Genomic DNA, 22,823 nt, shown 5'->3' on the forward strand with positions numbered 1-22,823 from the left:
GTAAAGGTATCCAATCGACGTGCTCGTCGGTGGCCCTCGAGACGAGCGCTCGACCCGTCCCAGAGGAACTGACAACCGCTTTAACGTCGGCCCGTCAGCACCCACTATGCCCTACGCCGACCTTCACGTTCACACGACGCGCTCGGACGGCAGCCTCGAGCTCGCCGACGTCCCCGCGGCCGCTCACCGCGCCGACGTCGCTGTCGTCGCCATCACCGACCACGACCGCCTCCAGCCGTTCGACCAGCCGGTCGTCGACCGCGACGGCGTCACGCTCGTCCAGGGAATCGAACTCCGCGTCGAAACCGAGGGCGGCCAGCGCGTCGACCTGCTCGGCTACGGCGTCGAGCGAACCGACGCCCTGGTCGCCGAAACCGAACGCATTCAGCGAGATCGGCGCGAACGCGGGCGGAAGATCGTCAAAAAGGTCGAGGAGCGACTGAGGATCGACCTCGGTCTCGAGGTGGACACCGGCTTCGGCCGACCACACGTTGCTCGAGCCATCGCAAGCCACCCCGATTCGGGTTACGACTACAGGGGGGCGTTCGACCACCTCATCGGGAACGACGGGCCGTGTTACGTACCGCGGGACGTCACGTCGTTCTCGGAGGGACGCGAGATCCTCATCGAGGCCTGTTCGATCGTCTCGCTGGCTCATCCCCTGCGATACCCCGATCCCGAATCCGCACTCGCGCTGGCGGCCGACCTCGACGCCGTCGAGCTGACCTACCCCTACGGTCGCGAGGTCGACCTCGAGCCGGTCGAGCGAACCATCGAGCGCTACGACCTGCTCGCGACCGGGGGGACGGACGCCCACGAGACGGAACTGGGCATCGCCGGGTTGTCGCAGGCGGAGTACGAGGCCCTGGAGTTACCGACACCCGTCGAGAGCGTCTGAGCCGCTGGTCACTTACCGCCCGGTCTCGTTTTCGGACGGTTCGTCTAACTCGTCTCGAGTCGCCTCTCTCGCGTCGTCCACCCACTCCGGAGCAGCGACGCTCACGTCCGGATCACCGACGCGACCGGTCGACAGGTCGGTGACGACGGTGAGCGTCTCCTCGCGCTCGACCTCGTACTCGAGGCGGTAGTCCCGCACGTAGCCCGCTTCGTGGACGACCATCCGCATCGAGACGTTCTCCGTGTCGTAAGTGCGCTCGTCCGGATCCGTCGACTCGAGGACGTAGTACGTGTCGTCCTCGATAGTTGCGCGGGAAACCGAGACGTTCTCCATCGACTCGAGACCCGATCGAATCGTTCCCGATCCTCTCAGTCGCCACGGAACGGTAGCAGACCGGTCGTATGCGACCGATCCGTTCATCAGTTGGGCACGGACGTAGGTTTCGTTCTCCCGCCAGAGATCCTGTCTGATCACGGAATCCTCGTGGAGAGGGTCGACGTACTCGTGGCCGAGCATCGACCCGTCAGCGTCGGCAGTCGCGTTTAACCGATACTCTCGAACGACCGAACCGTTTGGGTGGTACCACCTGCCGGTCTGGTTGATCCTGAAACTGCGTTCGGATAGCGTTTTCTCGTGGCTCGCGGCCAGTCCGTGTGGATCCGCCACGCCCTCCGCCGTCAATCCCGGAAGCAGTTCGTCCGGTTCTGAAGCCTCCGGATCCACCGGTTCGTCGACACCGTATGGCTCCCGGTCGGGTTCTTCGACACTCGAGCCGAACGCGCTGCAGCCAGCGAGGAGGACGACCGGGAGAATCACGAGACCAGCACGGAGGGCACCCTGCATTACCGACCTGTATCAGGGGTGTCATCTTACGCATTTGGGTTGGGCGCGTCGTCGTGTCGGTGGACTTCGGAGTGGTCCCGTCGGACGAGAACGGAGGGTTCAATGCAACTGGTGCCATACTACGCCGTATGAACTGCCACTACTGCGACCAGGAAGCCGCTTTCGCCGCCGAGTCCGACGGGCTCAGAGTCGGCCTCTGTGAGGAGCACTTCCGGGAGCGGTTGCAGGAGCTCGCCGAGGCAGACGGGCTCGAGACGCTGAAAGAACGGGTCAACGTCGACCGGGCGGAGTGAAAAACCGTTCGCGCCCCTTCTCAAGCCGTGCGACCCGCGTCTACGTCGATTGCATCTACCGGACAGACGTCGACACAGAGCATGCAGTCGATGCACTGGGCCTCCTTCGTCGGTTCGGCCTTTTGATCGCTCTCGGGGTGACCCGGCGTGTCGACCCAGGTGAAGACGTCGACGGGACAGTCCTCGAGGCAGGCCCCGTCCGCGATGCAGATGTCGTAGTCGACGGCGACGTGGGTACCGTGGATCCCGAGTTCCTCGGGTTCGTCGACTGGCCCCCAGACGGCGACGCCGTTCTCCTCGCCGACTTTCTCTCGATTCTCGTGGAACTGCGGATCAATGGCCATTGCTAACATCCACATCGTCCGACGGCCCCTTAACTGTATCCCTCCATTTATATACTCCGTCGTGAGCTCTCGAGTTAGGCAAGCCTAAAAGTGCAGGACGGGAACGCCTCTCGAGTTTTTGACTATTCTTCGCTGTAGTGGCCTATATATTGGATGAGAGGAGAACGTGACCGTCTAACCGGTGATCTCAACAGACCGGTTTCGGGTTTGCCCCCAGCCCCTCGAGCGTCTCGACGTACTCGCCGTAGGCCGCTTCGATCGCTCCCGTCGCGGCGTCCTGGGCCCGGTTCCAGTCGTCCTCGGATTCACAGATCGTCGAGAGCGCCTCGAGCGTCGCCTCCCGCTGGGTCTCGAGGTCGTCGCCGAAGTCCCGGAAGACCTGGGCGGTCCGGGGGTCGGCACTGCCGACGAAGAAGCCGACGGTCTGGCTCTTCGAGCGGTCGCTCGCGAGGATGCGGCCGAGGAGGCCACCCAGCCGGGAGACGGTGTCCCCGCGCTCGCGAAGGAACTCGTGGAGCGCGGGCGTCTCCGCTTCCTCCGGGTCGTGATCGTCCTCGAGGAGGTCAGTGACGGTCTCGTAGTGGTCGTTCTCGTCGCTCGCGGCCGCCGCGAAGGTCTGGCGAGCATCGTCGTGGGATTCGTCGTCGGCCCACGTCTCGAACGTCTGCCAGGCAGCGTACTCGGCATCGGCGGCCGCCCGGAGGACGGGTTCGGTGTCGATGTCGCCTTCGGTCGCGGCGTACAGCGACTTCGAGGAGCCGAGTCGCGAGAGGGGAGTCCGGTTCTCGTCTTCGATGGTCTCGAGGAAGGTGTCGGTGTCGGTCATGGGTCTGCGTAAACGATGGACGCGGAGAATCGTGTTTCTATCGCTGTGTTCGGCTCTCGTCGGTCACGGCGATGGACGGGTCGAGCGAACTCGAGCGCTCGAGCGTTCGCCCTTTCGAATCGTGAGTCCGTCGAGATCAGTACAGCGCTGTTCAGCTGCCGTCGCCGGTCTCGACCGGCGCGCCGACGAGGTTGCCCCACTCGGTCCAGGAGCCGTCGTAGTTGACGGCGTCCTCGTAGCCCAGCAGCTCGTGCAGCGCGAACCAGGCGACCGAGGAGCGCTCGCCGATACGGCAGTAGGCGACGGTCGTCTCGTCGCCGTCGATGCCCTCCTCGCCGTACAGTTCCTCGAGTTCGTCGCGGCTCTTGAACGTGCCGTCGTCGTCGGTCACGGCCGCCCAGGAGATGTTCTTCGCGCCGGGGACGTGGCCGCCGCGCTGGGCGGTCTCCTGCAGTCCCGGAGGCGCGAGGACCTCGCCGGAGAACTCCTCGGGCGAGCGAACGTCGACGAGCGGAAGGCCCTTGTCGATGGCGTTTTCGACGTCGTCGCGGTAGGCGCGAATGGACTCGCGCGGGCCGGACGCATCGTACTCGACGGCAGGGAACTCGGGGACCTCGTCGGTCGTCGGGTAGTCGTTCTCAAGCCAGTACTCGCGGCCGCCGTCGAGCAGGCGGACGTCGTCGTGGCCGTAGTACTTGAACTGCCAGTAGGTGTAGGCGGCGAACCAGTTGGCGTTGTCCCCGTACAGGACGACCGTCGAGTCGTCACTGACGCCGTGACTGCCCAGCAGGTCCTCGAAGTCCTCCTTCGAGAGGATGTCGCGCGTCGTCTGGTCCTGGAGCTGGGTCTCCCAGTTGAACCCGATGGCGCCGGGGGCGTGGCTCTCGTCGTAGGCCTCGGTGTCTACGTCGACCTCGAGCAGCCGGTATTCGGGGTCGTCGCTCTCGAACTGATCGAGTCGGTCGGCCACCCAGTCGGCGGTGACCAGAACGTCGTTGGCGTAAGTGTCGTCTGCCATGGCCGGTACTACGGGGACGGCACAGAAAGCGACTGGCGAATCGGCCAATACGGTCGTCGCTCGACCATACTGGCCAATCTTGCCGCCACTTCGACGCGGGCCGGGACCGCGACCGGCGTTCTCGAGGCGTTTCCGACCGATCGAGTCCGGGGTTCGGAAATTGTTGCCGCTACCTCGGTCAGACGGGGACACCTGCCGTGATCGGTGGTCTCTGGAGCCTCGGCGACGAATACTCGTCGATGAGTGAGACCATCGTCGCTTCGGTCGACTGGCTCGAGGACCACCGGGAGGACCCGTCGGTCCGCCTCCTCGACGTGCGCGACGCCTGGGAGTTCGACGGTATCGGCCACCTGCCGGAGGCGGTAAACGTCCCGTTCGACGAGTTTCGCGACCGCGAGAGCGACGACCCGGGGACGCTTCCGGGGCAATCGGTCGTCGAATCCCTCCTGGGTTCGGCTGGCGTCGAGTCCGCGGAAACCGTCGTCGTATACGACGACACCTACGGCGTCTTCGCCGCCCGGGTGCTCGTCACCCTCCAGCTCTACGGTCACGACGACGTCCGCCTGCTCGAGACCGATTACAGCGGCTGGGCCCGCGAGCACGAGACGTCCCAGGAATCGACGGCGTTCGAGGAAACAGTGTACGAGGCGCGGCCGCTCGACCCCGACCACAACCACGAGCCCGACCACAACCGCGACACGAGCCCCCTGGTCGACGCCGAGACGATCGAGGCGGTGCTCGAGGAACCCGACTCGAACGATCACGTCCTGGTCGACACGCGCGAACGCGAGGAGTTCGAGACGGGGCACCTGCCTGGCGCCGTCCGCTTCGACTGGCGCTCGACCGTCGACGAGGACCGCCGTCGGCTCAAACCCAGGGACGACCTCGAGGAACTGTTCGCCGATCACGGGATCACGCCCGACAAGCGAGTGATCCTCTACTGCAACACGGCACGCCGGATCAGCCACACGTACGTCGTCCTCCGCTGGCTCGGGTTCGAGCGTGTCGGCTTCTACGAGGGGAGCCTGACCGAGTGGGAGGCTCGAGACGGCGTGATCGAACGGGGAGCAAGTGGGTGAGCGCAGGGTCCAAAAACAGGCCGTGTGGAGGCGTCCCGCGCGGACAAAGGGCTTAACCGGCCCGACGAAGTACACTCGAGGCATGCAGCACGTGAAGATTCCGCAGGACCGGATCGGCGTTCTCATCGGCGAGGGTGGCGAGACGATGCGTCGGATCGAGTCCGAAGCCGAGGTCCGTCTCGACATCGACTCCGAGAACGGATCGGTCGCCGTCGAGACCGTCGGTGACCCCGTCCGCGGCCTCAAGGGCCCCGAAATCGTCCGGGCCATCGGTCGTGGATTCGCCCCCGACGACGCGCTCCGCCTGCTCGCCGACGACATGATGCTCTTCGATCTGGTCGACATCGACGCCGCCGCCCGCAACAAGAACGACCTCCAGCGACAGAAAGGGCGACTCATCGGCGAGGGTGGGCGCACTCGCGAACTCATGGAGGAACTCTCGGGCGCCTCGGTCGTCATCTACGGGTCGACGCTCGGCATCATCGGCACGCCCCCGGAGGTCGACGCTGCCCGGACGGCCGCCGAGATGTTGCTCGACGGCGCCCCGCACGGCGCGGTCTACTCGTTCCTCGAGGACCGGCACAACGAGATGAAACACCAGGGAATGCAGTACCACCGCTTCCCCGGCGGCGAGTCCTAAACGGCCTGGTCGAGCACCGAGCGTCCCGCCACCCGATCGCCCACACCGTTTTTACGCTTGCCACGTCTTGACAGACGCATGGACGCCCCGGCCGGGACTCGCGCACTCCTCGTCGTCGCCTGTCTCCTGCTCGCTGGCTGTACCGGCCTGTCCGGTGGCGACTCCGTCGACAGGGAGGTCTACGGCATCGACGAACCGGTTCGACCCGCCGATGGACCCGAGGTCGCTGGCCTCGGAGCAAACAACGTCACCGACTGGATCGCGCTCTGGTCCGGTCACGTCGACCGTCTCGAGGGGACATCGTACGAAGCGACCGCCGAGGTGGAATACGCCGACTCGAACGGGACGGTGCTCGAGACCAGACGATCGGAGGCGGTCGTCACGAGCAACGGCCCCGAGCGAATCATCGTCAAGATCACCGAACAGGACGAAGGCGCGAACGAGACGACGACGCGAACGATCGAGCAGTGGACCGACGATAACGAGACCGCATACCGCCTGGCCGAGGGCAACCGAACGACGGTTCACTCGGGAGCCCAGGTTTCGGACCCGGCCACCAGACTGCTGGTCGAACCGGGGGCCCTGTTCAACGCCGTCGAGACGGTGACGCCGACGAGGTCCGAACGAGGGATGCGATACGTCCTGACTGGGAGTGCCAACGTGTTTCCCTACCGGGACGCCGAGTTCGCCATCGTCGTTACCGACGACGGGTACATCGAACAGTTGGTCCTGCGAGGCAACGGAACGCGACGAGGTGAACCAGTCGAGATCACGCTTCGGGTGACCGTCGACCGCGCCGGCGAGGTGATCGACCTCGAGCGACCGGACTGGGTGCCCGCGGACGGCAGGGAGGAGTGAGCGGCCCATCGCCACTTCGCCACTTCGCCACATCGCCACATCGCTCCATCCAGGCGCACGGCAACGGACCACATATATACTCGCCAGCGCCGCCACACACAAACGCAAGACACGAGCGCTGTGTGTCGATTTGACAAACTCGATAGCGATGCATTTATATAGAATAGCAAACAATCCATCCATGACTATGTCACAGCAGCAAATGGGCAACCAGCCCCTCATCGTCCTCTCCGACGACAGCCAGCGAACGTCCGGCAAGGACGCACAGTCGATGAACATCACGGCCGGGAAAGCCGTCGCCCAGGCGGTACGCACGACACTCGGCCCGAAGGGGATGGACAAGATGCTCGTCGACTCGACGGGCAACGTCGTCGTCACGAACGACGGCGTCACGCTCCTCACGGAGATGGAAATCGATCACCCCGCCGCCAACATGATCGTCGAAGTCTCCGAGACCCAGGAGGAGGAAGTCGGCGACGGCACCACCTCCGCCGTCGTCGTCGCCGGTGAACTGCTCAAGCGCGCCGAGGACCTCCTCGAGCAGGACATCCACGCCACGACCCTCGCCCAGGGGTACCGCCAGGCCGCCGAGAAGGCCGGCGAGGCCCTCGAGGAGATCGCCATCGACGTCGACGCAGACGACGAGGAGATCCTCGAGCAGATCGCCGCGACGGCGATGACCGGCAAGGGCGCCGAGAACGCGAAGGACCTCCTCTCGGAACTCGTCGTTCGCGCGGTCCAGACCGTCGCCGACGAGGACGGCGTCGACACGGACAACGTCAAGGTCGAGAAGGTCGTCGGCGGCTCCGTCGAGAACTCCGAACTCGTCGAGGGCGTCATCATCGACAAGGAGCGCGTCAGCGACAGCATGCCGTACTTCGCCGAGGACGCCAACGTCGCCCTCATCGACGGCGCCCTCGAGATCAAAGAGACCGAGATCGACGCCGAGGTCAACGTCACCGACCCCGACCAACTCCAGCAGTTCCTCGAGCAGGAAGAGGCTCAGCTCAAGGAGATGGTCGACCAGCTCGTCGACGTCGGCGTCGACGTCGTCTTCGTCGACGGCGGCATCGACGACATGGCCCAGCACTACCTCGCCGAGGAGGGCATCATCGCGCTCCGTCGGGTCAAGTCCAGCGACATGAACCGCCTGGCCCGCTCGACCGGCGCTCGAGCCGTCAACAGCGTCGACGACCTCACCGAGGACCACCTCGGCTTCGCGGGTAGCGTCGCCCAGAAGGACGTCGCCGGCGATCAGCGGCTCTTCGTCGAGGACGTCGAGGACGCGAAGGCCGTCACCCTCATCCTCCGCGGCGGCACCGAACACGTCATCGACGAGATCGACCGCGCCATCGAGGACTCCCTGGGCGTCGTCCGCACGACCCTCCAGGACGGCAAGGTCGTCGCCGGCGGTGGCGCCCCCGAAGTCGAACTCTCGCTGGCCCTGCGCGACTTCGCCGACTCCGTCGGCGGCCGCGAACAGCTGGCCATCGAGGCGTTCGCGGACGCGCTGGAAGTCATCCCGCGCACCCTCGCCGAGAACGCCGGACTCGACCCCATCGACTCCCTGGTCGAGCTTCGCAGCGCCCACGACGGTGGCGACACGGCCGCCGGGCTGGACGCCTACACGGGCGAGACGATCGACATGGCCGAGGAGGGCGTCTACGAGCCCCTGCGCGTCAAGACTCAAGCCATCGAGTCGGCCACCGAGGCCGCCGTCATGCTGCTGCGCATCGACGACGTGATCGCCGCCGGCGAGCTGAAGGGCGGTAGCAGCGACGACGACGGCGACGACGAGATGCCACCCGGCGGCGGTATGGGTGGCGGCATGGGCGGCATGGGCGGCATGGGTGGTATGGGCGGTGCGATGTAAGCGCTGCAGGCGCCACCTCACCATCACCCACCGCACTCGAGTAACGTACGCGTAGTCGGCCCGTATTTTCCGATTTTCGTATCTGACAACAGTTCGTTTGACGTCCTCGATTCGTCGAGGTAACCTCGAACCCAACTATAAAACCTATAGTTATAATCCAGGCTGCCAACCCCTCGAGCGCGCAGTACCTATGCTCGCGGTTGCCGCCTCAAACCCGCTTCTCGAGCGCCGTCGCCAGCCGATCGTAAAATCCCGGTTCGTACTTCGTCGCGGCGTCGATCGTCGGACGGGCGTTGGTCTCGTTGACGACGGCCTCCCCAGCATCCGGCACCAGGAGATCGACCCCCAGGAACGGAATCTCGAGTTCTTCGGCGACCGCGAGCGCGAGGTCCCGGAGGTCGTCGGGCAGGTCGACACCCGTGGCCTGCCCCCCGCGGTGGACGTTGTGCTTCCATCGCCCGTCGGCTCGAGCGCCCTCGGGGAGTCGTCGCTCGACTGCGCCGACGTACCCGCCCTCGAGGACCATCACGCGGTAGTCGCTCGCGCCGGGGACGTACTCTTGGACGAGGAAGGACTTGTCGCCAGTCGCCCGGTAGTCGTGGACCAGCGAGAGGTACTCGCAGATCCCCAGGAAGGAGTCGAGGTCGTGGGCCTTCGCGACGCCGACGCCCCGGGTCGTCGAGTTCGGCTTGACGACGACGGGCGGCTCGAACCGCTCGAAGACGGCCGTCAATTCCTCGTCGTCGACCGGGTTGGAGACATAGACGGAGTCGGGAACCGGGAGGCCGGCGCGCTCGAGACGGGCGAGCACCCCCGCTTTGTTCCGGGACGTGACGACGGCCTCGAGGCCGTTGAGCCAGGGCACCTCGAGAAGGGCGTCGGCGACGCCGCCTTCCATCAGCCGACCGGGGTAGACGAAGCCGAGGTCGTAGTCGTCGGGATCCCAGGGCGGTTCCCTGAGCGGAACGGTTCGCTCGCGAACCGGCACGTGGTGACAGGAAATCCCTCGCTCGGCGAGAGGCTCGTGCATGCGCTCGAAGGTCTCTTTGCGGTTAGCGACGGCGAGGTCGATCATACCGGTAGTGGGTGCGAGTCGGTAAAAGGTCCAGCGCCTCGTCGACCACCGGCGAGTCAGTACGCGTCCCGAAGGACGGCCTCGATCTCGTCCGCCGTCGGCTCGAGTCCGGGCGGTGCGTTGCCCATGAACGAGTCCTCGAGGATCGCCTCGGCCACCGCGGGGAACTCCTCGGGTTCGGGGCCGTCGACGTCGCGCAACCGCGAGGGAAGGGCGAGCGCCTCGCGGACGTCCTCGACCGCCTCGACGACCGCCTCGGCCGGGTCGGCGTCGCGGTCAGGGGCGAGCGCGTCGGCCAGCAGGTCGCGCCGAGTGTCGACGGCATCGAACAGGTACCGGAGCACCCGCGGAGCCACGATGGCGTGGGCGGCACCTTGCTGGACGTCGTAGGTGCGGGTCAACCCGTGGCCGAACGCGTGGATAATCGAGAGCGTCGTTTCCCCGGGTCTCGAGACGCCGTACTGGACGAGTGCGATGCCCTCGACGACCGGCTTCAGAAAGTCCTCGTCGATGGGCTGCTCGCCGAGGTCCACCAGTCCGTCACGGAGCAATCGCAGGCCGCGCATCGCCGTCGCGTCGGTGATCGGGGTCGCATTGCGGGCGTACAGCGTCTCGAGGCCCTTGTCGAAGCCGTTCATCGCGGACGCAGCGAGAATCGATTTCGGCGTCGTCGCGAACAACGCCGGATCGTACACGACCGCCCGCGGCATCAGTCGCCGGTCGGAGACGCCGCCGCTCGCCGGTTCGTCGACCAATCCCGACTCGGGTGAGGCGGTGACGCCAGCCACGTTCGACTGCTCGGCGCCGGCGAGCGTCGTCGGCACCGCAACGATCGGCGGCAGCGAGCCGTCGGGGACCGAGATCGAACCGGTTTCGGCGAGTTCTCGGCCGGCCTCGGCGGGGTCGCGGTCATCCGCGGCCAGGACGGCGATCACCGTCGCCACGTCGAGACTGCTACCGCCGCCCAGGCCGACGAGGACGTCCGCGTCGACCGCGCGCATCGCCTCGAGGCCGTCGACAGCCGTCGACAGACGCTTGCTCGCGGTCGTCTCCGCGAAGACGCCAGCCAGCCGCTCTCCCAGTCCCCGCTTGACGGGGTCGATCACCTCGGGCGTACTGCCCACCGTCGACCCGCAGACGACCAGCGCACGGTCGAACCCCTGCTCGACGAGTTCGTCCGACAGGGTGTCGACAGAGCCCGTGCCGAACCGCAGCACCCCCGGCTCGTACTCGAACCGAAACTGATCGTCGCGCGCCACGTCAGTTCGCCCCCGTCCCGAACCCGATCGTCTCGGGGTCGAACTCGGGAAGCTGTGCCTCGATCCGGTCGCGTTCGTCCTCGATCCACTCCGGGAGCATCAGTCCCGATCCCAGGTCGTCGACGTCCTCGTCGACGGTGAATCCTGGTTCCGTCGTCGCCATCTCGAAGAGGACGCCGCCGGGTTCGCGGGAGTAGACCGAGCGGAAGTACATGCGATCGATAATCTCGGTCGCGTTCAGTCCGTGATCGGCGAACGCCTCCCGCCAGCGCTCCTGTTCATCGAGGTCGGCCGCCTCGAACGCGACGTGGTGGACGGTGCCGACGCCCATCTGCCCGCGCCCCACGTCGGTCTCGACGAGGTCGACGATCGAGACGGGGCCGCCGCCCGCCGCGCGGTAGCGCCGGCGCCCGTCCGCTTCGGCCTCGAGTTCGAATCCGAGGACGTCCGTGAGGACCGACGCGGTCGGCCCGAACGCCGAGACGGCGAGCGTGACGCTGTGGAACCCGCGAGCCTGGTACTCCGCCGGAACGGGGCTCTCCGGCCACGGCTGCGCATCGGCCTCGAGCGCCTGTTCTGAGGCGACGAACTCGAGACCGATCCCGTCCGGGTCGTCGAATCCCAGGACCGGCTCGCCGAACCGTTCGTCCCGGTCGACTTCGATTCCCGCCGACTCGAGTCGGTCGATCCAGTACTCGACCGAGTCGGGGGGGATCAGGTAGGCGGTCTCCCGGGTCTGCCCCGCGCCGAACTGGCCCCGTCGGCCACTATTGGTCCAGGGGAAGAACGTAACGTTCGTCCCGGGCGTTCCCTCGCCGTCGCCGAAGTAGAAGTGGTACGTGCCCGTGTCATCGTGGTTGACCGTCCGCTTGACGAACCGCAGCCCCAGCGTCTCGACGTAGAACTCGGCGTTTCGTTGCGGATCGCCCGCGATGGCGGTCACGTGGTGAATTCCCGGCGTGGTTGGTGACATCGTACGTCCTGGTAGGGGCTGGAGGTACGTATGGGTTGTTCGGACACCGGCGTTATCGGGTGACGAGGCGGTTAGCACCGGACGTCGGCGTCGCCGAATCGTTATTGGGACGGCCCGTGAAGGACTCACATGACCTGCCCGTACCTGGAGTACCACGATGAGGCCGACGGTCGACAGTTCGACCAGCCGCGGGCGTACTGCACCGCCGCCGAGCGGTTCGTCCAGCCGATGCGCGCCGACATCTGCAACGACCGGTACGCCCTCGAGCACGAGGCCCACTGCGAGATCTACCACGAGCACGCCGAGGTGCCGGAGCCGTGAGCTACGCGGACTACCTCGCTGGCGAGCCGCTGATCGTCACCGCGGCGCTGACCGGCGGTGTCCACGGCAAGGAGGCCAACCCGAATCTCCCGGAGACACCCGAAGAGATCGGTCGCGCCGCCGCGGCTGCCGAAGAGGCGGGCGCCGCCGTAGTCCACCTCCACGCCCGGAAACCGAACGGCGAGCGCTCGTTTTCCACCGAGCGGTTCCAAGCCATCGATGACGCGGTGCGAGCGCACGCCGATAACGTCGTCGTCCAGCACTCCACGGGCGGGACTGGCGCCCCGGCCGCGGACCGCCGCCTCCCACTTCGCACTGACCCGTCGCCGGAGATGGCGTCGCTCGATATGGGGCCGCTCAACCGGTACGACCACCTGACGAGCGAGAACACGCGCGGCACGGTCGACGCCCTCCACGAAGAGATGCGCGACCGCGGGATCAAACCGGAACTCGAGGTGTTCAACGACGGCCACCTCAACGAGGTCCACGGCCTGCTCGAGCGTCGCGATCTCGCCGATCCGGTGTACACGACGCTCATCTTCGGCGGCGGCACGCTCACGCGCCCCCGACCGCGAAACCTGTTGAACGCCGTCTCCAATCTCCCCGACCGCGCGCTGTTCAACACGCTCGGGTTCGGCCGCCACCAACTGCCGCTCACGACGATGGGGATTCTCCTCGGCGGACACGTCCGGGTCGGCCTCGAGGACAACGTCTACTACCGACAGGGCGAACTTGCGACGAGCAACGCCCAGCTGGTCGAGCGGGTCGTCCGCATCGCTGGGGAACTCGAGCGGGAGGTCGCGACGCCGGCGCAAGCACGGGAGATTCTCGGGTTGTAGATGGGGACTCGAGTGCTGGTTCAGTGCCCTCGACTACAGTTTGCGGGAGATTGCTCGGTACAGGACGCAGACTGACTACTCATTCTCGGCGCATTCGAAGGAACTCGTATTCGCCACCGTTAGTCCTTTGAGAATACGTTTCTACGTACTCGAATCCAATGTCCTCGTAGACAGAGATTGCTCGATCATTGAACGTCGCAACGGCGAGTTCGAACACGTCAGCTTCGAGATCATCACGTGCGTGTCGGAGACCCGCCTCGACGAACGTTCGTCCGAGCCCCTGGCCGGTGAGGTCAGGGTGCATCCCCAAGCCAACTTCGACGAACTGGTTACGTGGGGTCAGATCGAAGAATCCGACGAGCGTTCCGTCGCCGTCCTCGACTGCGAACTTCGTTTCCCAGTTCGAGGGGTCCATGAACGCCGCATAGTCCTCGGGATCAGCATCGAGATTGTAAAAGTCGTACGGCGGTTCGTAGCGCCATTCGGCTATCTTCTCGGCAGCAGAACCGGTCACAGGAACCAGATTGAACTCCATACAGAGACAGTAGACGGGCACAATGTAACGGAATCGTTTTCTGCCAATTCGATAGGCTAGTTTGCCGTGGAATCCGATGATCGTAGTACGGTCAGGAAGCTATCATTCACACGAGAAAGCGGTCGCTCGAGCACCCGAACCCGACAAAAACCGAGGAACCGATCAGGAGATCAGCTTCTCTTCGCCGCGCTCGACGACGATCCGGCACGGGGGCGTGATCTTGTTGTACGCCCGGCGGAACGCGTCCTTCGCGAAGTCGGCGTCCTCGACGTCACACCAGACGGTGAAGAGGCGCTCGCCGCGCTGGATGCGGGCGGCGGTGCCGACGATCTTCCCGAACGACTGGCGCATCCCGTCGGAGACACGGTCGGCACCCGCACCCGTCGCCTGCTTGTTCTCTCGCAGAACCTGGTGGGGAAACTTTCGGAGGATCATCTTGTACTGGAACTCGCCGGCGTTCTTGATCATGTGGCGGTTCGCCGAGAGGCGAGCGGCCTCGAGGCTCCCGTGGCGGATCTGGCACTCCTCATCGACGACGAGGCTGATCTGGACGGGGTAGTCTTCTGGCTCGGCGCTGGTGTCGCCCATCTTGTGCTGGGCGATCTTCGAACCGGGGATCCCGGTGATGTACTCGCGTCGCGTGTAGGCCGGCTTGTCGATTTGCCGGTACATCGAGGCAGGTTTGTCGGACATGGTTACTTGGTGGGAACGAGGCCCACCGCGGGAATAAAGGCTTCGAACCGTTCCTGCGGTACCGTCGGCTGTGATAGGCCGGGATTCGGTCCAGGACGCTCGCAATCGTCCCACCAACTCGGCTCGGAAATGCGAGTCGGGACGACCGAAATACGTCCCACCGACTGCCGATCGACGGCGCGTTTAAGGGGACTGCCCCGTTAGTCACTATCATGACGAGTTTCCGGATCGGGTCGCTGTTCGGCATTCCCATCAAACTCGACGTGACCTTTCTCCTGGTGCTCCCCTTCTTCGCGTACCTGATCGGGGTCCAGATCGAGCCAGTCGCCGACCTCCTGAACGAGGTGATGGGCGCGGGCATCTCGAGCGAGGCAATCACCACCGGTACGACGCCGTGGATACTCGGCCTCGTGGCCGCGATTGGGCTCTTCGTCGGCGTCGTGCTCCACGAACTCGGCCACTCGCTGACGGCCCAGCGCTTTGGCTTTCCGATCGAGTCGATCACCCTCTGGCTGCTCGGCGGCCTCGCGGCGCTCTCGGAGATGCCCGAGGACTGGCGCCAGGAACTCGCGATCGCGATCGCCGGCCCCATCGTCTCCGTCCTCGTCGGATTCGCCTCCTACGGCCTCTTTACCGTGACGCCGGCGTCGCTCGACGGCGTACGCTTCGTGCTCGGCTATCTGGCCGTCTTGAACGTCGGCCTGGCGATCTTCAACATGGTCCCCGCGTTCCCGATGGACGGGGGACGGGTGCTCCGGGCGCTGCTGGCGCGCAACCAGCCCTACGCCAGGGCGACCCAGCAGGCCGCGAGCGTCGGCAAACTGTTCGCCGTACTCATGGCGCTCTTCGGCGTGCTGACCTTTCGGGTCCTGCTCATCGCCGTGGCCTTCTTCGTCTACATCGCCGCCTCTGGCGAGTCCCGCCAGGTGACGATGAAGGCCGCTTTCGAGGGCGTCACCGTCTCGGACATCATGACGCCAGCGACGGACCTCCACACCGTGGCTCCCGAGACGAGCGTCGCCGACCTCATCCGCCGCATGTTCAGCGAACGCCACACCGGCTACCCCGTCCTCGAGGACGGCTACCTGGTCGGCCTGGTCACTCTCTCAGACGCCCGGGACGTCAAGCCCGTCGAGCGCGACGCGTTCACCGTCTCGGACGTGATGAGCACCGAGTTGAAGACCATCGAGCCGAACGCCGACGCGATGACGGCCCTCGAGCGGATGCAACAGGACGACATCGGTCGACTCCTGGTCGTCGACAGTGCGGGCGAGGGTGACCTCGTCGGCCTGATTACGCGAACAGACCTGATGACCGCGCTGAACATCATCCGCGAGAGCGGGGCGTTGAACCCAGCAGCCGAGGTCAGTACGGCCGACTGACGGCTCGAGCGGTGTCAGGCTCCCTTCTCGAGACACGCCACGTAGTGTGCCTCGCGCTCGAGCGTCTCCACGAGCGTCCAGGGCGTCCCGATCGTGGCCTCCCGTAACCGGTCGGGTGAACACAGCAGGAAGTGCAGCGTCGGGCCGACCAGTTGCGAGTCGTCGCCCACCGGATGGTACTCGAAGTGAAAACACCGGTGGGCGACCCCGTCACGGGGGTCAGACCGGTATCCCAGGAACGACTCGTCGAGCCCTCGCGGATCGTAGTTGTCGACCACCGCGAGCGCGCGGTCGTCGGTCACCCGCGCGAATTCCTCGAGAAGCGCCGAAATCCCCTCGATCGAACCGCCCAGCCCGAGCTGGGTCCCCACGCACTGAAGCGAGCGAAATTGTCCGTTTTCGAACGGGAGGTCGAACATGTCCCCGACCAGCACGTCGTCAGCACCACGCGCTCGAGCGGTCGCGACGGCCCATCGGTCGACGTCGATTCCCGTCGTCACGCACCCCCGATCCTGAAACCAGCGGACGTGCTGGCCCGACCCGCACCCCACGTCGAGCATCGGGTCGCCCCGGGCAGCGAGTCGCTCGAGGCGTTCGACCGTCTGATCGGCCCATGCAGATCGCGGCTGGAAGTAGAATCCCTCGACGTTGCCGTCCCGAGTACGGGTCCCATCGCGATAGCGAAGGGTTCCGTAGACCCCGCGATGGTAATCGTACATCGCCTGACCGAGCGGATCGCTCGCTCGCTGTGGGTCGATCCCCATGCTCGAGGCGACGAGTCGGATGGTGATAAAATCACGATGACATGTGGTTCCGAGTAACGTGCACCACGTCACTTGTCACCAGACATCTGCCGCCACCGACCGAACCGCTCACCGCCATCTGCCGAACTGCTCACCGTCGCCTCGAGGTCGCCCGGTCGGCTCGTCGTTCGTGAATCCGCTCTCGTCCTCCGTCCGTCATCGATTTAGGTTCGCCGCTCGAACCAGCGAGCATGCGAGTCGAGTTCGACGAAGAGACGTGCATCGGGATGTACCAGTGCGTCGCCGAGTGGAGCGCCTTCGAGAAGGACAAGTCGGCGGGAAAAGCCGTCCTGCTGGAGTCCGAGGAGGTCGAAGACGGCATCTTCGCCCGCGACGTGCCAGAGGACGCCGAACTCGACGCGAAGTTCGCTGCCCGGACCTGCCCCGTCGACGCGATCACGATCTACGACGATGATGGCGAGCAACTGATTCCCTGACGACGCCGTCGCTCGAGCACTGGTCGTTGGCCAAGAAATCGTCGTGGTGTGCGACTTACTCGTCGAGGTGCTCGATGCCCTTCTTCGAGACGTTCGCCTCGGTGATATCGCTCGGCATCCAGTCCGGTTTGTCGTCCGGCGCCTCTTCCTCCCAGGCCCAGCCGTCGTAGATGTGGACCTTCTCCGTCCCTTTCTCGCGGAGTCGGAGTTCGACGCGGTCGGCGCTGTCCTCGCTGCTTCCGGGATCGAGTCGTCGAGCGGCCTTCAACGCGGCCTGTCGGGGCGTGTTGCCCGAGAAGACGCTCGATTCGTCGCCGCCGTTTTCGCGCAGTGCAAAGTTTCGCTTACCGTCTTCACGTACCATGGTTTTCGACCTCCGTGTCAACCCAGCACACGGTTTACTATAAAGATATCCCCGAAAACCGGCCGACGGCGCCGGTATCTTTAAGTAGGTAGCGAACACCACCTCTCGGCAAGACTCGTAGACGACGCCGTGGTAAGCGAATTGACTGATTCTGTCTCCCGTGGGAACGCGAGACACTGGTTGTGGCGTAGAAAACACTTAAGTATATCCTACGGCGAAGTTCGTGCTAGAAACCCGCGATGGTACGGAAAAAGAAGCTGAGTCCAAGCGGTGCGAAAGACGACGACGGCAACTATCACAACGTTCACCTGAACCTCCACGAGGACGAACTCGCAGTCGCGGGCATGGATATCGGCGACGAGGTTTTCGTCCGTGTCAGGGACGGCAAGATCATCATCCAGAAAGCCGACGAGGACGACGTCGAACACGAATTCTAACGCACTCTGCCGGCCCGGATCGACTCGCTCTCGAGCGCGCCGCTCGCCGGTGAGTATGCGGTCGATAACATCCCGGCGGTTGTCATCGCAGGGTGGTGGTTATATTCTACTTGTTGGTGTACTCCCGGAGAGAGTGGGCTATCGAACGGGTACGCCAACGCTGCGTCAGCTCCTCGGCGCCGGGGGATCGACCGCGATTACGGCCCCGTTCCCCGCCCACATCGTCTGAATCGAATCGACCGAACCCGGCTGTGACCGACGGCGGTGCCAGGTATCAGGCACCTGGTGCCAGATCCCACAGGGTACCACGCGACTCCCCACCAATCACATCGTGACACACACACGTTCGTCGACCCTCTCCGGGTACGCAATCGACTGGTTTCGCGAACACGACCGGGAGTCGTTTCTGGACCTCTACGCGACCGTCTTCGACCGCCAGCGAACCGCCGAATGGTTTCGGTGGAAGTACGAGGCCAACCCATACGTCGATCACGTTCCCATCGCCGTCGCGAGACGACAGCCTTCGGGGACCGTCGTCGGCTGTCGCGCCCACTTTCCGCTCGAGGTCAGCGTCGACGACGAGGCCCACCTCGCGTTCCAGCCCTGCGATACGATGGTCCACCCGGATCACCGACGCCGCGGGCTGTTCACGGCGATGAACCGCTGGGGCCTCGAACGATACGACGACGACGGCCCGGCCTTCTTCTTCAACTTCCCGAATGCGCAGGCGAAACCGGGTAACGAACGACTCGGCTGGCGCCCGCTCGGACCCGTGCCGATGTACTACCGGGTCCAGAATCCCGTGGCAGTCCTCGCTCGATGGCTCCGGGCGGTCGATTCGACTGTCGACTCCCGCGTGCCAATTACCGCCGATTCAACCGGTTCAGCCGGTTCAGCCGACACGAACGCCGACTCCGACTCGACCGATCAGTCGGCTACTGGAGAAACAACGGGGCCGACAGACGCGTTCGCCCGCGGCCTCACCAGCGCCGTGACGACGGGCCACCGGCTGGGTGATCGACTGCTCGCACGGCGGTCACTGCGCGACGCGGACGTCGACGTGAACGTCGAACGGTACGATCTGGCACCAGTTGGAACGCTCGAGACGCTCGCGCGCCGGTCACGACTGGACGGCATCCGCGTCCGCCGGTCGTCGACGTTCTACCGGTGGCGACTGGACAATCCTCTCCACGAGTACGTGACCGTTCTCGCGAGGCGAGCGGACACCGGACTCCCGATCGCCGCGATGATCGTCTCGCCACAGGACGACCACGTCCGACTGGTCGACGCCCTCCCGCGCGGCGTCGACGCGAACGACCCCGCCGCTTCGGCGCTTGAGTACCTGCTCCTCGCGGTGCTCGAGGCGTACCAGGAGAAACCGTTTCTAACGGCGTTCGGCGACGTCCTTCCCGATCCGCTCCGCTACCGGTTCCTTCCCGATACCCGGGCGCCCCTCGAGCCGATCCTCCGGCCGACCACGCGAACGCTGTACGCCCGTGGACTCGACGACGAAGTGAGTCGGCGACTCGCCTCGAGCACGGTCGATGACTGGCACCTGTCGCGGCTGGACCTGGATACGACCTGAGCCGGGTTCTACAGGCGGAGCAGGTCGAGGCGATTCACTCCGCCAGCGCCTCGAGGTCGAACTCGAAGCCAGCGACGGGGACCTCCAGATCGTGCTCGACGAGGACCGTCGGGTGGACTTCGCCGATCACGCCGACCTTCTCGCCGTCGATCACGACGGCCGCGGTCCGACCGGGGATGTACGACGGATGCTTCGTCGGGGGCGTCTCGAGGTCGCCGTCGAAGCTCCGGACGAGCGCCTGCAGGCGGGACTTTGCGTCCTCGTAGGCGGCGTCGTGGCGGGTAAGGACGGCGCCGACGTACCGTCCTTCGCAGACGCCCGTGTTCTCGGCGTCGTCAACCCGCGCGGCGAAGCCGATCTCGGCCAGGTCCTGCGGGTACCGGCGGTGGGTGTTGTTCTCGAGGACCATCAGTAGCGAGGGCGTGATCCAGGTGCGGAGCATCGTGTAGTCCTCGCTGTAGGGCCCCTTGATCGTCGCGGGCTCGCCCGCGCCGTAGGCATCGTCGTCTGGTCCGAGATCCATCCGATCGAAGTTCTCGGCTTCGCTGATCATGTGGAAGTTCAGCAGGTCCTGGAAGCCGAGGCCGACCAGTCGGGTCCGAGCGGCGTTCTCGAGGCGGGAGCGCTCGTGGCGGCCGCCGATGGTCCCCACGTCAGGGTAGCGGGGCTCGAGGTCGTTGAAGCCGTAAGCGCGCCCGAGGTCGTCGATGACGTCGAGGGGGTGGAGGACGTCGACGCGGTAGGGCGGGATGGTGACCTCGTAGGTGAGGGCATCGTGTTCGTCGCTCTCGTCTCCTTCTTCATCCTCGCCCTCGCCCTCTTCGGCTCCCACGGTTCCCGCGGTTCCCGCGGGTTCCGACCGGTCGGAGCGCTCAGCCTCGAGACCCGAACGCTCGGCCAGGTCGACCACCTGCTCGGGCTCGAGGTCGATCCCGAGGATGGACTTGATGCGGGCGTGAGGGACGGTCTTGGTCTTCGTCGAGAAGTCGGGCCGGACGACTCGCTGGTCTGGATACTCGACAGCCACCTCCTCCACCGTCGCCCCGCGGGCCGACAGGGCGTAGCAGACGATATTGAGCATCCGGTCGATCGTCCACTGGTCGGTCCCCGTCATCTCGACGAAGAGGTCGCGGGAGTCAGTCGAGACCTCCGTCCGGCGCCCGTTGATCACGGGCGGGAACGAGAACAGGCCCAGGTCGTCGTAGATCGCCGGGTAGCGCTCGTAGCCGCTCACGAGGTCGGCGTACGTCTTGCCCGTCTGGTGTTCCTCGAGCACCTCGGCAGGTGTCAGTTCCCGATCCGAATCGAGGGGCACGAACCGGTCCTCGTCGGGTTCGACGCCGACGTACTCGATGGTGGGGTTCCCCTCGGTCGCAGCGCTCCCCTTCAGCATGGTGAGGTCGTGAATCCCGATGGCCCCCTTCGCTCGCTTGCGCCCCATCGTCGCGTGCAACTTCTCCTGGAGCTGGATCAGCGACTCGAGGGCCGCTTCGTCCAGGTCCACGTCCCGGATCACGGCACCCGTGACGTACGGGCGCTCGTCGGGCACGGAGTCGTCGACGACGATGGTCCAGTCGTGGGCGTTCGTCGTCGGGACGTATACGCCGCGGGCGTCGCCGTACTGGTAGCGAAGCGAGCGGGCGACGCCCTCGACCGACAGTCGGTCGAGGCGGTCCGGGGCGAACTCGAGTTCGAACTCCCCCTCGTCCGTACGGCCCTCGTACTCGAGGCCGAGGCCGAACAGGTCCGACTTGAGTTCCTCGTCGCCTTTCTCCTCGTGGCCGGTCAGTTCGCGCAGTTCGTCGGGGTCAATTTCGACCGTTGGCATCAGTAGGTCACCTCCGTCTCGCGCAGCAGTTCCAGATCACACAGCGTCCCGTGGATGTCCCGGATGTCCTCGAAGCCGTACATCAGCATGAGCAGGCGCTCGAGGGCGAGCCCCCAGGCCATCACGTCACAGTCGACGCCCAGCGGTTCCAGCATCTCCTCGCGGAAGATGCCCGAGTTGCCGATTTCCACCATCTCGCCCGTCGTCGGGTGGGTGCCGAACAGCTCGAAGCTCGGCTCCGTGTAGGGGTTGTAGTGGGGTTTGAACTCGATGTCCGTGATCCCGAACTGGGCGTAGAACTCCTCGAAGGTGCCCATCAGGTCCCGCACGGACAGGTTCTCGGCCATCACCCAACCCTCGATCTGGAAGAACTCCAGTAAGTGAGTCGGGTCCAGCGTGTCGTTCCGGTACACCTTCTCCACGCTGAAGTACCGCTGTGGCGGCTCGAGGTCACCGATCTGGTGACCCGACAGGTATCGCGCCGAGAGCGACGTCGTGTGCCCGCGAAGCGCGATGGCGCGCGCGAAGTCCTCGTCCCACGGCGAGTTGTAGCCCTCGCCGTCCTCGCCGACGCCCTCGCGGTGGGCGCGCTCGACGCGCTCGACGAGATCCTCGGGAAGGTGGTCGATGTGAGTCGGGTGCTCGAGGGCGAACCGGTCCCAGTGCGTTCTAGCCGGGTGGTCCTGGGGCATGAACAGGCAGTCGTTGATCCAGAAGTCAGCGTCCGCGTGGGGGCCGTCCATCTCCTGGAAGCCCATGCCGACGAGGGTGTCCTTGACCCGCTCGGCGGTCTGGCGCAGGATGTGGACGCTGCCGCCGTCGACGGGTGCCGCGTCGGCCTCGACATTGTACTCGGTGAACTCGGCGTCACGCCAGTCGCCGCTAGTCAGGAGGTCGGGGGTGACCTGGCCGACCGTTTCGGCCGTCTCGATGCCCGCCATCAATTCCGTGACACCCGTTTCGGTGAGCGTCGCCTCGCGGACGGTCGACTCGCTTCGCTCGAGCAGGCCCCGCCGCTCGAGGTGCTCAAGGGTGTCGTCGTCGAGCTCGAGGGCGTCGGTCGCGGTTTCGGCGTCGCCGTCGCTTTCGCCGTCGACCAGCTCCTCGAGCGCGCTCGCCTCGGCGTCCGATTCTGGGTCGGCGTCGGGGTCGGCCGTGATCTCGCCGCCGTCGATCGCGCCGTAGCCCTTGCGCGCGTAGTTCGACAGCGCGATGTTGACCTGCGGCCCCTCGAGTCCGGACTGGCCGATGACGCGGCCCATCTCGACGGCCTCGTCGTCGGCTCCGGCCGCGAGGGCAGCCTCGTAGAGGCGCATCTCGGGGAGGCCGTCGGCGGCGTACTCGCGACCCTCGTCGGTGAGAGTGATCGTTTCGTCGATTCGCTCGGTGACGTCGACCAGACCTGCCTCCTCGAGTTCGAAAACCGCGCCGGTGACGGTCTCGGGGGGCACGTCGGTCGCGTCGGCGAGGGCGTCGACGCTCCGTGCCTCGTCTGCGCTCGCGGCCTGGACGACCGCGGCCTGTGGTGTGGGTAGCTGCATTCGCTTGCTCGTATGACTGGGTGTCGGTCAGTTAGCGGTTCCGAAGTCTCGGCCCCGGCTACGCGAGTCGAGGCGTCGT

Annotated in this window: 25 protein-coding genes; 12 read left to right on the forward strand and 13 right to left on the reverse strand. The window is 65.6% G+C overall.

Annotation, left to right across the window (positions count from 1 at the left end):
- Nucleotides 1–106: 106 nt before the first annotated feature.
- Nucleotides 107–898, forward strand: a complete 792-nt coding sequence (locus tag NGM29_RS01135; RefSeq protein WP_254158435.1) for a PHP domain-containing protein — start codon at nt 107–109, stop codon at nt 896–898.
- A gap of 12 nt (nt 899–910) precedes the next feature.
- Here NGM29_RS01135 and NGM29_RS01140 read toward each other — a convergent pair whose 3' ends face one another.
- Entirely contained in the window at nt 911–1,741 is an 831-nt protein-coding gene (locus NGM29_RS01140) for a hypothetical protein (RefSeq protein ID WP_254158436.1), read from the reverse strand.
- Between the two features lie 128 nt (nt 1,742–1,869).
- Here NGM29_RS01140 and NGM29_RS01145 point away from each other — a divergent pair, with 128 nt between their 5' ends.
- Complete coding sequence (locus NGM29_RS01145) at nt 1,870–2,034, forward strand: DUF6757 family protein (protein ID WP_253430648.1); 165 nt, start codon at nt 1,870–1,872, stop codon at nt 2,032–2,034.
- A 20-nt stretch (nt 2,035–2,054) separates the two neighbouring features.
- On the opposite strand, the gene NGM29_RS01150 is transcribed toward NGM29_RS01145, so the two are convergent.
- The 3 genes from NGM29_RS01150 to NGM29_RS01160 all read right to left on the reverse strand — a co-directional run bounded on the left by NGM29_RS01150 (nt 2,055) and on the right by NGM29_RS01160 (nt 4,222).
- The gene (locus tag NGM29_RS01150; RefSeq protein ID WP_254158437.1) at nt 2,055–2,378 is read right to left on the reverse strand and encodes a 4Fe-4S dicluster domain-containing protein; all 324 of its coding nucleotides are present in this window, start codon (nt 2,376–2,378) and stop codon (nt 2,055–2,057) included.
- Between the two features lie 187 nt (nt 2,379–2,565).
- A complete protein-coding gene (locus NGM29_RS01155; RefSeq protein WP_254158438.1) occupies nt 2,566–3,204 on the reverse strand; it encodes a rubrerythrin family protein in 639 nt (212 codons plus the stop codon).
- A 151-nt stretch (nt 3,205–3,355) separates the two neighbouring features.
- Nucleotides 3,356–4,222: a sulfurtransferase gene (locus tag NGM29_RS01160; RefSeq protein ID WP_254158439.1), complete on the reverse strand. Its 867-nt coding sequence runs from the start codon at nt 4,220–4,222 to the stop codon at nt 3,356–3,358.
- Nucleotides 4,223–4,461: 239 nt separating this feature from the next.
- On the opposite strand from NGM29_RS01160, the gene NGM29_RS01165 reads away from it, so the two are divergent.
- From NGM29_RS01165 to thsA, 4 genes are all read left to right on the forward strand, one after another.
- Nucleotides 4,462–5,301 carry a sulfurtransferase gene (locus NGM29_RS01165; protein WP_254158440.1) on the forward strand — a complete coding sequence of 280 codons (840 nt, stop codon included), beginning with the start codon at nt 4,462–4,464 and terminating at the stop codon, nt 5,299–5,301.
- 82 nt (nt 5,302–5,383) lie between these two features.
- Complete coding sequence (locus NGM29_RS01170; RefSeq protein WP_254158441.1) at nt 5,384–5,941, forward strand: KH domain-containing protein; 558 nt, start codon at nt 5,384–5,386, stop codon at nt 5,939–5,941.
- Between the two features lie 78 nt (nt 5,942–6,019).
- Nucleotides 6,020–6,799: a hypothetical protein gene (locus NGM29_RS01175; protein ID WP_254158442.1), complete on the forward strand. Its 780-nt coding sequence runs from the start codon at nt 6,020–6,022 to the stop codon at nt 6,797–6,799.
- 202 nt (nt 6,800–7,001) lie between these two features.
- Nucleotides 7,002–8,672, forward strand: coding sequence for a thermosome subunit alpha (gene thsA / locus NGM29_RS01180; RefSeq protein ID WP_254160665.1), 1,671 nt, complete (start codon nt 7,002–7,004; stop codon nt 8,670–8,672).
- 208 nt (nt 8,673–8,880) lie between these two features.
- Here thsA and NGM29_RS01185 read toward each other — a convergent pair whose 3' ends face one another.
- Genes NGM29_RS01185 through NGM29_RS01195 form a run of 3 tightly spaced genes read right to left on the reverse strand, consistent with a single transcriptional unit; the run spans nt 8,881 to nt 11,979 of the window.
- A complete protein-coding gene (locus NGM29_RS01185; protein WP_254158443.1) occupies nt 8,881–9,747 on the reverse strand; it encodes an ATP-grasp domain-containing protein in 867 nt (288 codons plus the stop codon).
- Between the two features lie 56 nt (nt 9,748–9,803).
- Complete coding sequence (locus NGM29_RS01190; protein WP_254158444.1) at nt 9,804–11,006, reverse strand: iron-containing alcohol dehydrogenase family protein; 1,203 nt, start codon at nt 11,004–11,006, stop codon at nt 9,804–9,806.
- Between the two features lies 1 nt (nt 11,007).
- A complete protein-coding gene (locus NGM29_RS01195; protein ID WP_254158445.1) occupies nt 11,008–11,979 on the reverse strand; it encodes a ring-cleaving dioxygenase in 972 nt (323 codons plus the stop codon).
- Between the two features lie 129 nt (nt 11,980–12,108).
- Between NGM29_RS01195 and NGM29_RS01200 the strand changes: the two genes are divergently transcribed.
- Together NGM29_RS01200 and NGM29_RS01205 are read left to right on the forward strand one after the other, a co-directional pair.
- Nucleotides 12,109–12,300: a hypothetical protein gene (locus tag NGM29_RS01200; RefSeq protein WP_254158446.1), complete on the forward strand. Its 192-nt coding sequence runs from the start codon at nt 12,109–12,111 to the stop codon at nt 12,298–12,300.
- Nucleotides 12,297–13,139, forward strand: a complete 843-nt coding sequence (locus NGM29_RS01205) for a beta-keto acid cleavage family enzyme (protein ID WP_254158447.1) — start codon at nt 12,297–12,299, stop codon at nt 13,137–13,139. Before NGM29_RS01200 ends, NGM29_RS01205 begins: the two co-directional genes overlap by 4 nt.
- A gap of 79 nt (nt 13,140–13,218) precedes the next feature.
- Here the strand turns inward: NGM29_RS01205 and NGM29_RS01210 are convergent, their stop codons facing one another.
- Nucleotides 13,219–13,674 carry a GNAT family N-acetyltransferase gene (locus tag NGM29_RS01210; RefSeq protein WP_254158448.1) on the reverse strand — a complete coding sequence of 152 codons (456 nt, stop codon included), beginning with the start codon at nt 13,672–13,674 and terminating at the stop codon, nt 13,219–13,221.
- A gap of 162 nt (nt 13,675–13,836) precedes the next feature.
- A complete protein-coding gene (locus NGM29_RS01215) occupies nt 13,837–14,367 on the reverse strand; it encodes a 50S ribosomal protein L16 (RefSeq protein WP_254158449.1) in 531 nt (176 codons plus the stop codon).
- Nucleotides 14,368–14,579: 212 nt separating this feature from the next.
- Between NGM29_RS01215 and NGM29_RS01220 the strand changes: the two genes are divergently transcribed.
- A complete protein-coding gene (locus tag NGM29_RS01220; RefSeq protein ID WP_254158450.1) occupies nt 14,580–15,749 on the forward strand; it encodes a CBS domain-containing protein in 1,170 nt (389 codons plus the stop codon).
- Between the two features lie 14 nt (nt 15,750–15,763).
- Here NGM29_RS01220 and NGM29_RS01225 read toward each other — a convergent pair whose 3' ends face one another.
- Nucleotides 15,764–16,513 (reverse strand): class I SAM-dependent methyltransferase, encoded by a 750-nt coding sequence (locus NGM29_RS01225; protein WP_254158451.1) that lies wholly within the window; start codon nt 16,511–16,513, stop codon nt 15,764–15,766.
- Between the two features lie 230 nt (nt 16,514–16,743).
- On the opposite strand from NGM29_RS01225, the gene NGM29_RS01230 reads away from it, so the two are divergent.
- Entirely contained in the window at nt 16,744–16,989 is a 246-nt protein-coding gene (locus NGM29_RS01230) for a ferredoxin (RefSeq protein ID WP_254158452.1), read from the forward strand.
- Between the two features lie 55 nt (nt 16,990–17,044).
- Here the strand turns inward: NGM29_RS01230 and NGM29_RS01235 are convergent, their stop codons facing one another.
- Nucleotides 17,045–17,353 (reverse strand): non-histone chromosomal MC1 family protein, encoded by a 309-nt coding sequence (locus NGM29_RS01235; protein WP_253430680.1) that lies wholly within the window; start codon nt 17,351–17,353, stop codon nt 17,045–17,047.
- A gap of 239 nt (nt 17,354–17,592) precedes the next feature.
- Here NGM29_RS01235 and NGM29_RS01240 point away from each other — a divergent pair, with 239 nt between their 5' ends.
- Together NGM29_RS01240 and NGM29_RS01245 are read left to right on the forward strand one after the other, a co-directional pair.
- Nucleotides 17,593–17,790 (forward strand): hypothetical protein, encoded by a 198-nt coding sequence (locus NGM29_RS01240; protein WP_008013187.1) that lies wholly within the window; start codon nt 17,593–17,595, stop codon nt 17,788–17,790.
- A 331-nt stretch (nt 17,791–18,121) separates the two neighbouring features.
- Nucleotides 18,122–19,375 (forward strand): GNAT family N-acetyltransferase, encoded by a 1,254-nt coding sequence (locus NGM29_RS01245; protein ID WP_254158453.1) that lies wholly within the window; start codon nt 18,122–18,124, stop codon nt 19,373–19,375.
- Between the two features lie 34 nt (nt 19,376–19,409).
- On the opposite strand, the gene NGM29_RS01250 is transcribed toward NGM29_RS01245, so the two are convergent.
- On the reverse strand, nt 19,410–21,203 hold the full coding sequence (locus tag NGM29_RS01250) for a tRNA ligase subunit PheS family protein (protein ID WP_254158454.1): 1,794 nt from the start codon (nt 21,201–21,203) through the stop codon (nt 19,410–19,412).
- Nucleotides 21,203–22,744 (reverse strand): phenylalanine--tRNA ligase subunit alpha, encoded by a 1,542-nt coding sequence (gene pheS, locus NGM29_RS01255; protein ID WP_254158455.1) that lies wholly within the window; start codon nt 22,742–22,744, stop codon nt 21,203–21,205. Before pheS ends, NGM29_RS01250 begins: the two co-directional genes overlap by 1 nt.
- Between the last annotated feature and the right edge of the window lie 79 nt (nt 22,745–22,823).

The sequence above is a fragment of the Natronosalvus rutilus genome (assembly GCF_024204665.1).
Classification (GTDB): Archaea; Halobacteriota; Halobacteria; order Halobacteriales; family Natrialbaceae; genus Natronosalvus; species Natronosalvus rutilus.

What these genes read in the sequence shown, in the direction of transcription:
- NGM29_RS01230 (WP_254158452.1), top strand. Translation starts at nt 16,744, where the DNA reads ATGCGAGTCGAGTTCGACGAAGAGACGTGCATCGGGATGTACCAGTGC.
- NGM29_RS01200 (WP_254158446.1), top strand. Translation starts at nt 12,109, where the DNA reads ATGACCTGCCCGTACCTGGAGTACCACGATGAGGCCGACGGTCGACAG.
- NGM29_RS01145 (WP_253430648.1), top strand. Translation starts at nt 1,870, where the DNA reads ATGAACTGCCACTACTGCGACCAGGAAGCCGCTTTCGCCGCCGAGTCC.
- NGM29_RS01150 (WP_254158437.1), bottom strand. Translation starts at nt 2,378, where the DNA reads ATGGCCATTGATCCGCAGTTCCACGAGAATCGAGAGAAAGTCGGCGAG.
- NGM29_RS01220 (WP_254158450.1), top strand. Translation starts at nt 14,580, where the DNA reads ATGACGAGTTTCCGGATCGGGTCGCTGTTCGGCATTCCCATCAAACTC.
- NGM29_RS01210 (WP_254158448.1), bottom strand. Translation starts at nt 13,674, where the DNA reads ATGGAGTTCAATCTGGTTCCTGTGACCGGTTCTGCTGCCGAGAAGATA.
- NGM29_RS01240 (WP_008013187.1), top strand. Translation starts at nt 17,593, where the DNA reads ATGGTACGGAAAAAGAAGCTGAGTCCAAGCGGTGCGAAAGACGACGAC.
- NGM29_RS01135 (WP_254158435.1), top strand. Translation starts at nt 107, where the DNA reads ATGCCCTACGCCGACCTTCACGTTCACACGACGCGCTCGGACGGCAGC.
- NGM29_RS01140 (WP_254158436.1), bottom strand. Translation starts at nt 1,741, where the DNA reads ATGCAGGGTGCCCTCCGTGCTGGTCTCGTGATTCTCCCGGTCGTCCTC.
- NGM29_RS01185 (WP_254158443.1), bottom strand. Translation starts at nt 9,747, where the DNA reads ATGATCGACCTCGCCGTCGCTAACCGCAAAGAGACCTTCGAGCGCATG.
- NGM29_RS01160 (WP_254158439.1), bottom strand. Translation starts at nt 4,222, where the DNA reads ATGGCAGACGACACTTACGCCAACGACGTTCTGGTCACCGCCGACTGG.
- NGM29_RS01225 (WP_254158451.1), bottom strand. Translation starts at nt 16,513, where the DNA reads ATGGGGATCGACCCACAGCGAGCGAGCGATCCGCTCGGTCAGGCGATG.
- NGM29_RS01195 (WP_254158445.1), bottom strand. Translation starts at nt 11,979, where the DNA reads ATGTCACCAACCACGCCGGGAATTCACCACGTGACCGCCATCGCGGGC.
- NGM29_RS01155 (WP_254158438.1), bottom strand. Translation starts at nt 3,204, where the DNA reads ATGACCGACACCGACACCTTCCTCGAGACCATCGAAGACGAGAACCGG.
- NGM29_RS01215 (WP_254158449.1), bottom strand. Translation starts at nt 14,367, where the DNA reads ATGTCCGACAAACCTGCCTCGATGTACCGGCAAATCGACAAGCCGGCC.
- NGM29_RS01250 (WP_254158454.1), bottom strand. Translation starts at nt 21,203, where the DNA reads ATGCCAACGGTCGAAATTGACCCCGACGAACTGCGCGAACTGACCGGC.
- thsA (WP_254160665.1), top strand. Translation starts at nt 7,002, where the DNA reads ATGGGCAACCAGCCCCTCATCGTCCTCTCCGACGACAGCCAGCGAACG.
- NGM29_RS01235 (WP_253430680.1), bottom strand. Translation starts at nt 17,353, where the DNA reads ATGGTACGTGAAGACGGTAAGCGAAACTTTGCACTGCGCGAAAACGGC.
- NGM29_RS01165 (WP_254158440.1), top strand. Translation starts at nt 4,462, where the DNA reads ATGAGTGAGACCATCGTCGCTTCGGTCGACTGGCTCGAGGACCACCGG.
- NGM29_RS01175 (WP_254158442.1), top strand. Translation starts at nt 6,020, where the DNA reads ATGGACGCCCCGGCCGGGACTCGCGCACTCCTCGTCGTCGCCTGTCTC.
- NGM29_RS01170 (WP_254158441.1), top strand. Translation starts at nt 5,384, where the DNA reads ATGCAGCACGTGAAGATTCCGCAGGACCGGATCGGCGTTCTCATCGGC.
- pheS (WP_254158455.1), bottom strand. Translation starts at nt 22,744, where the DNA reads ATGCAGCTACCCACACCACAGGCCGCGGTCGTCCAGGCCGCGAGCGCA.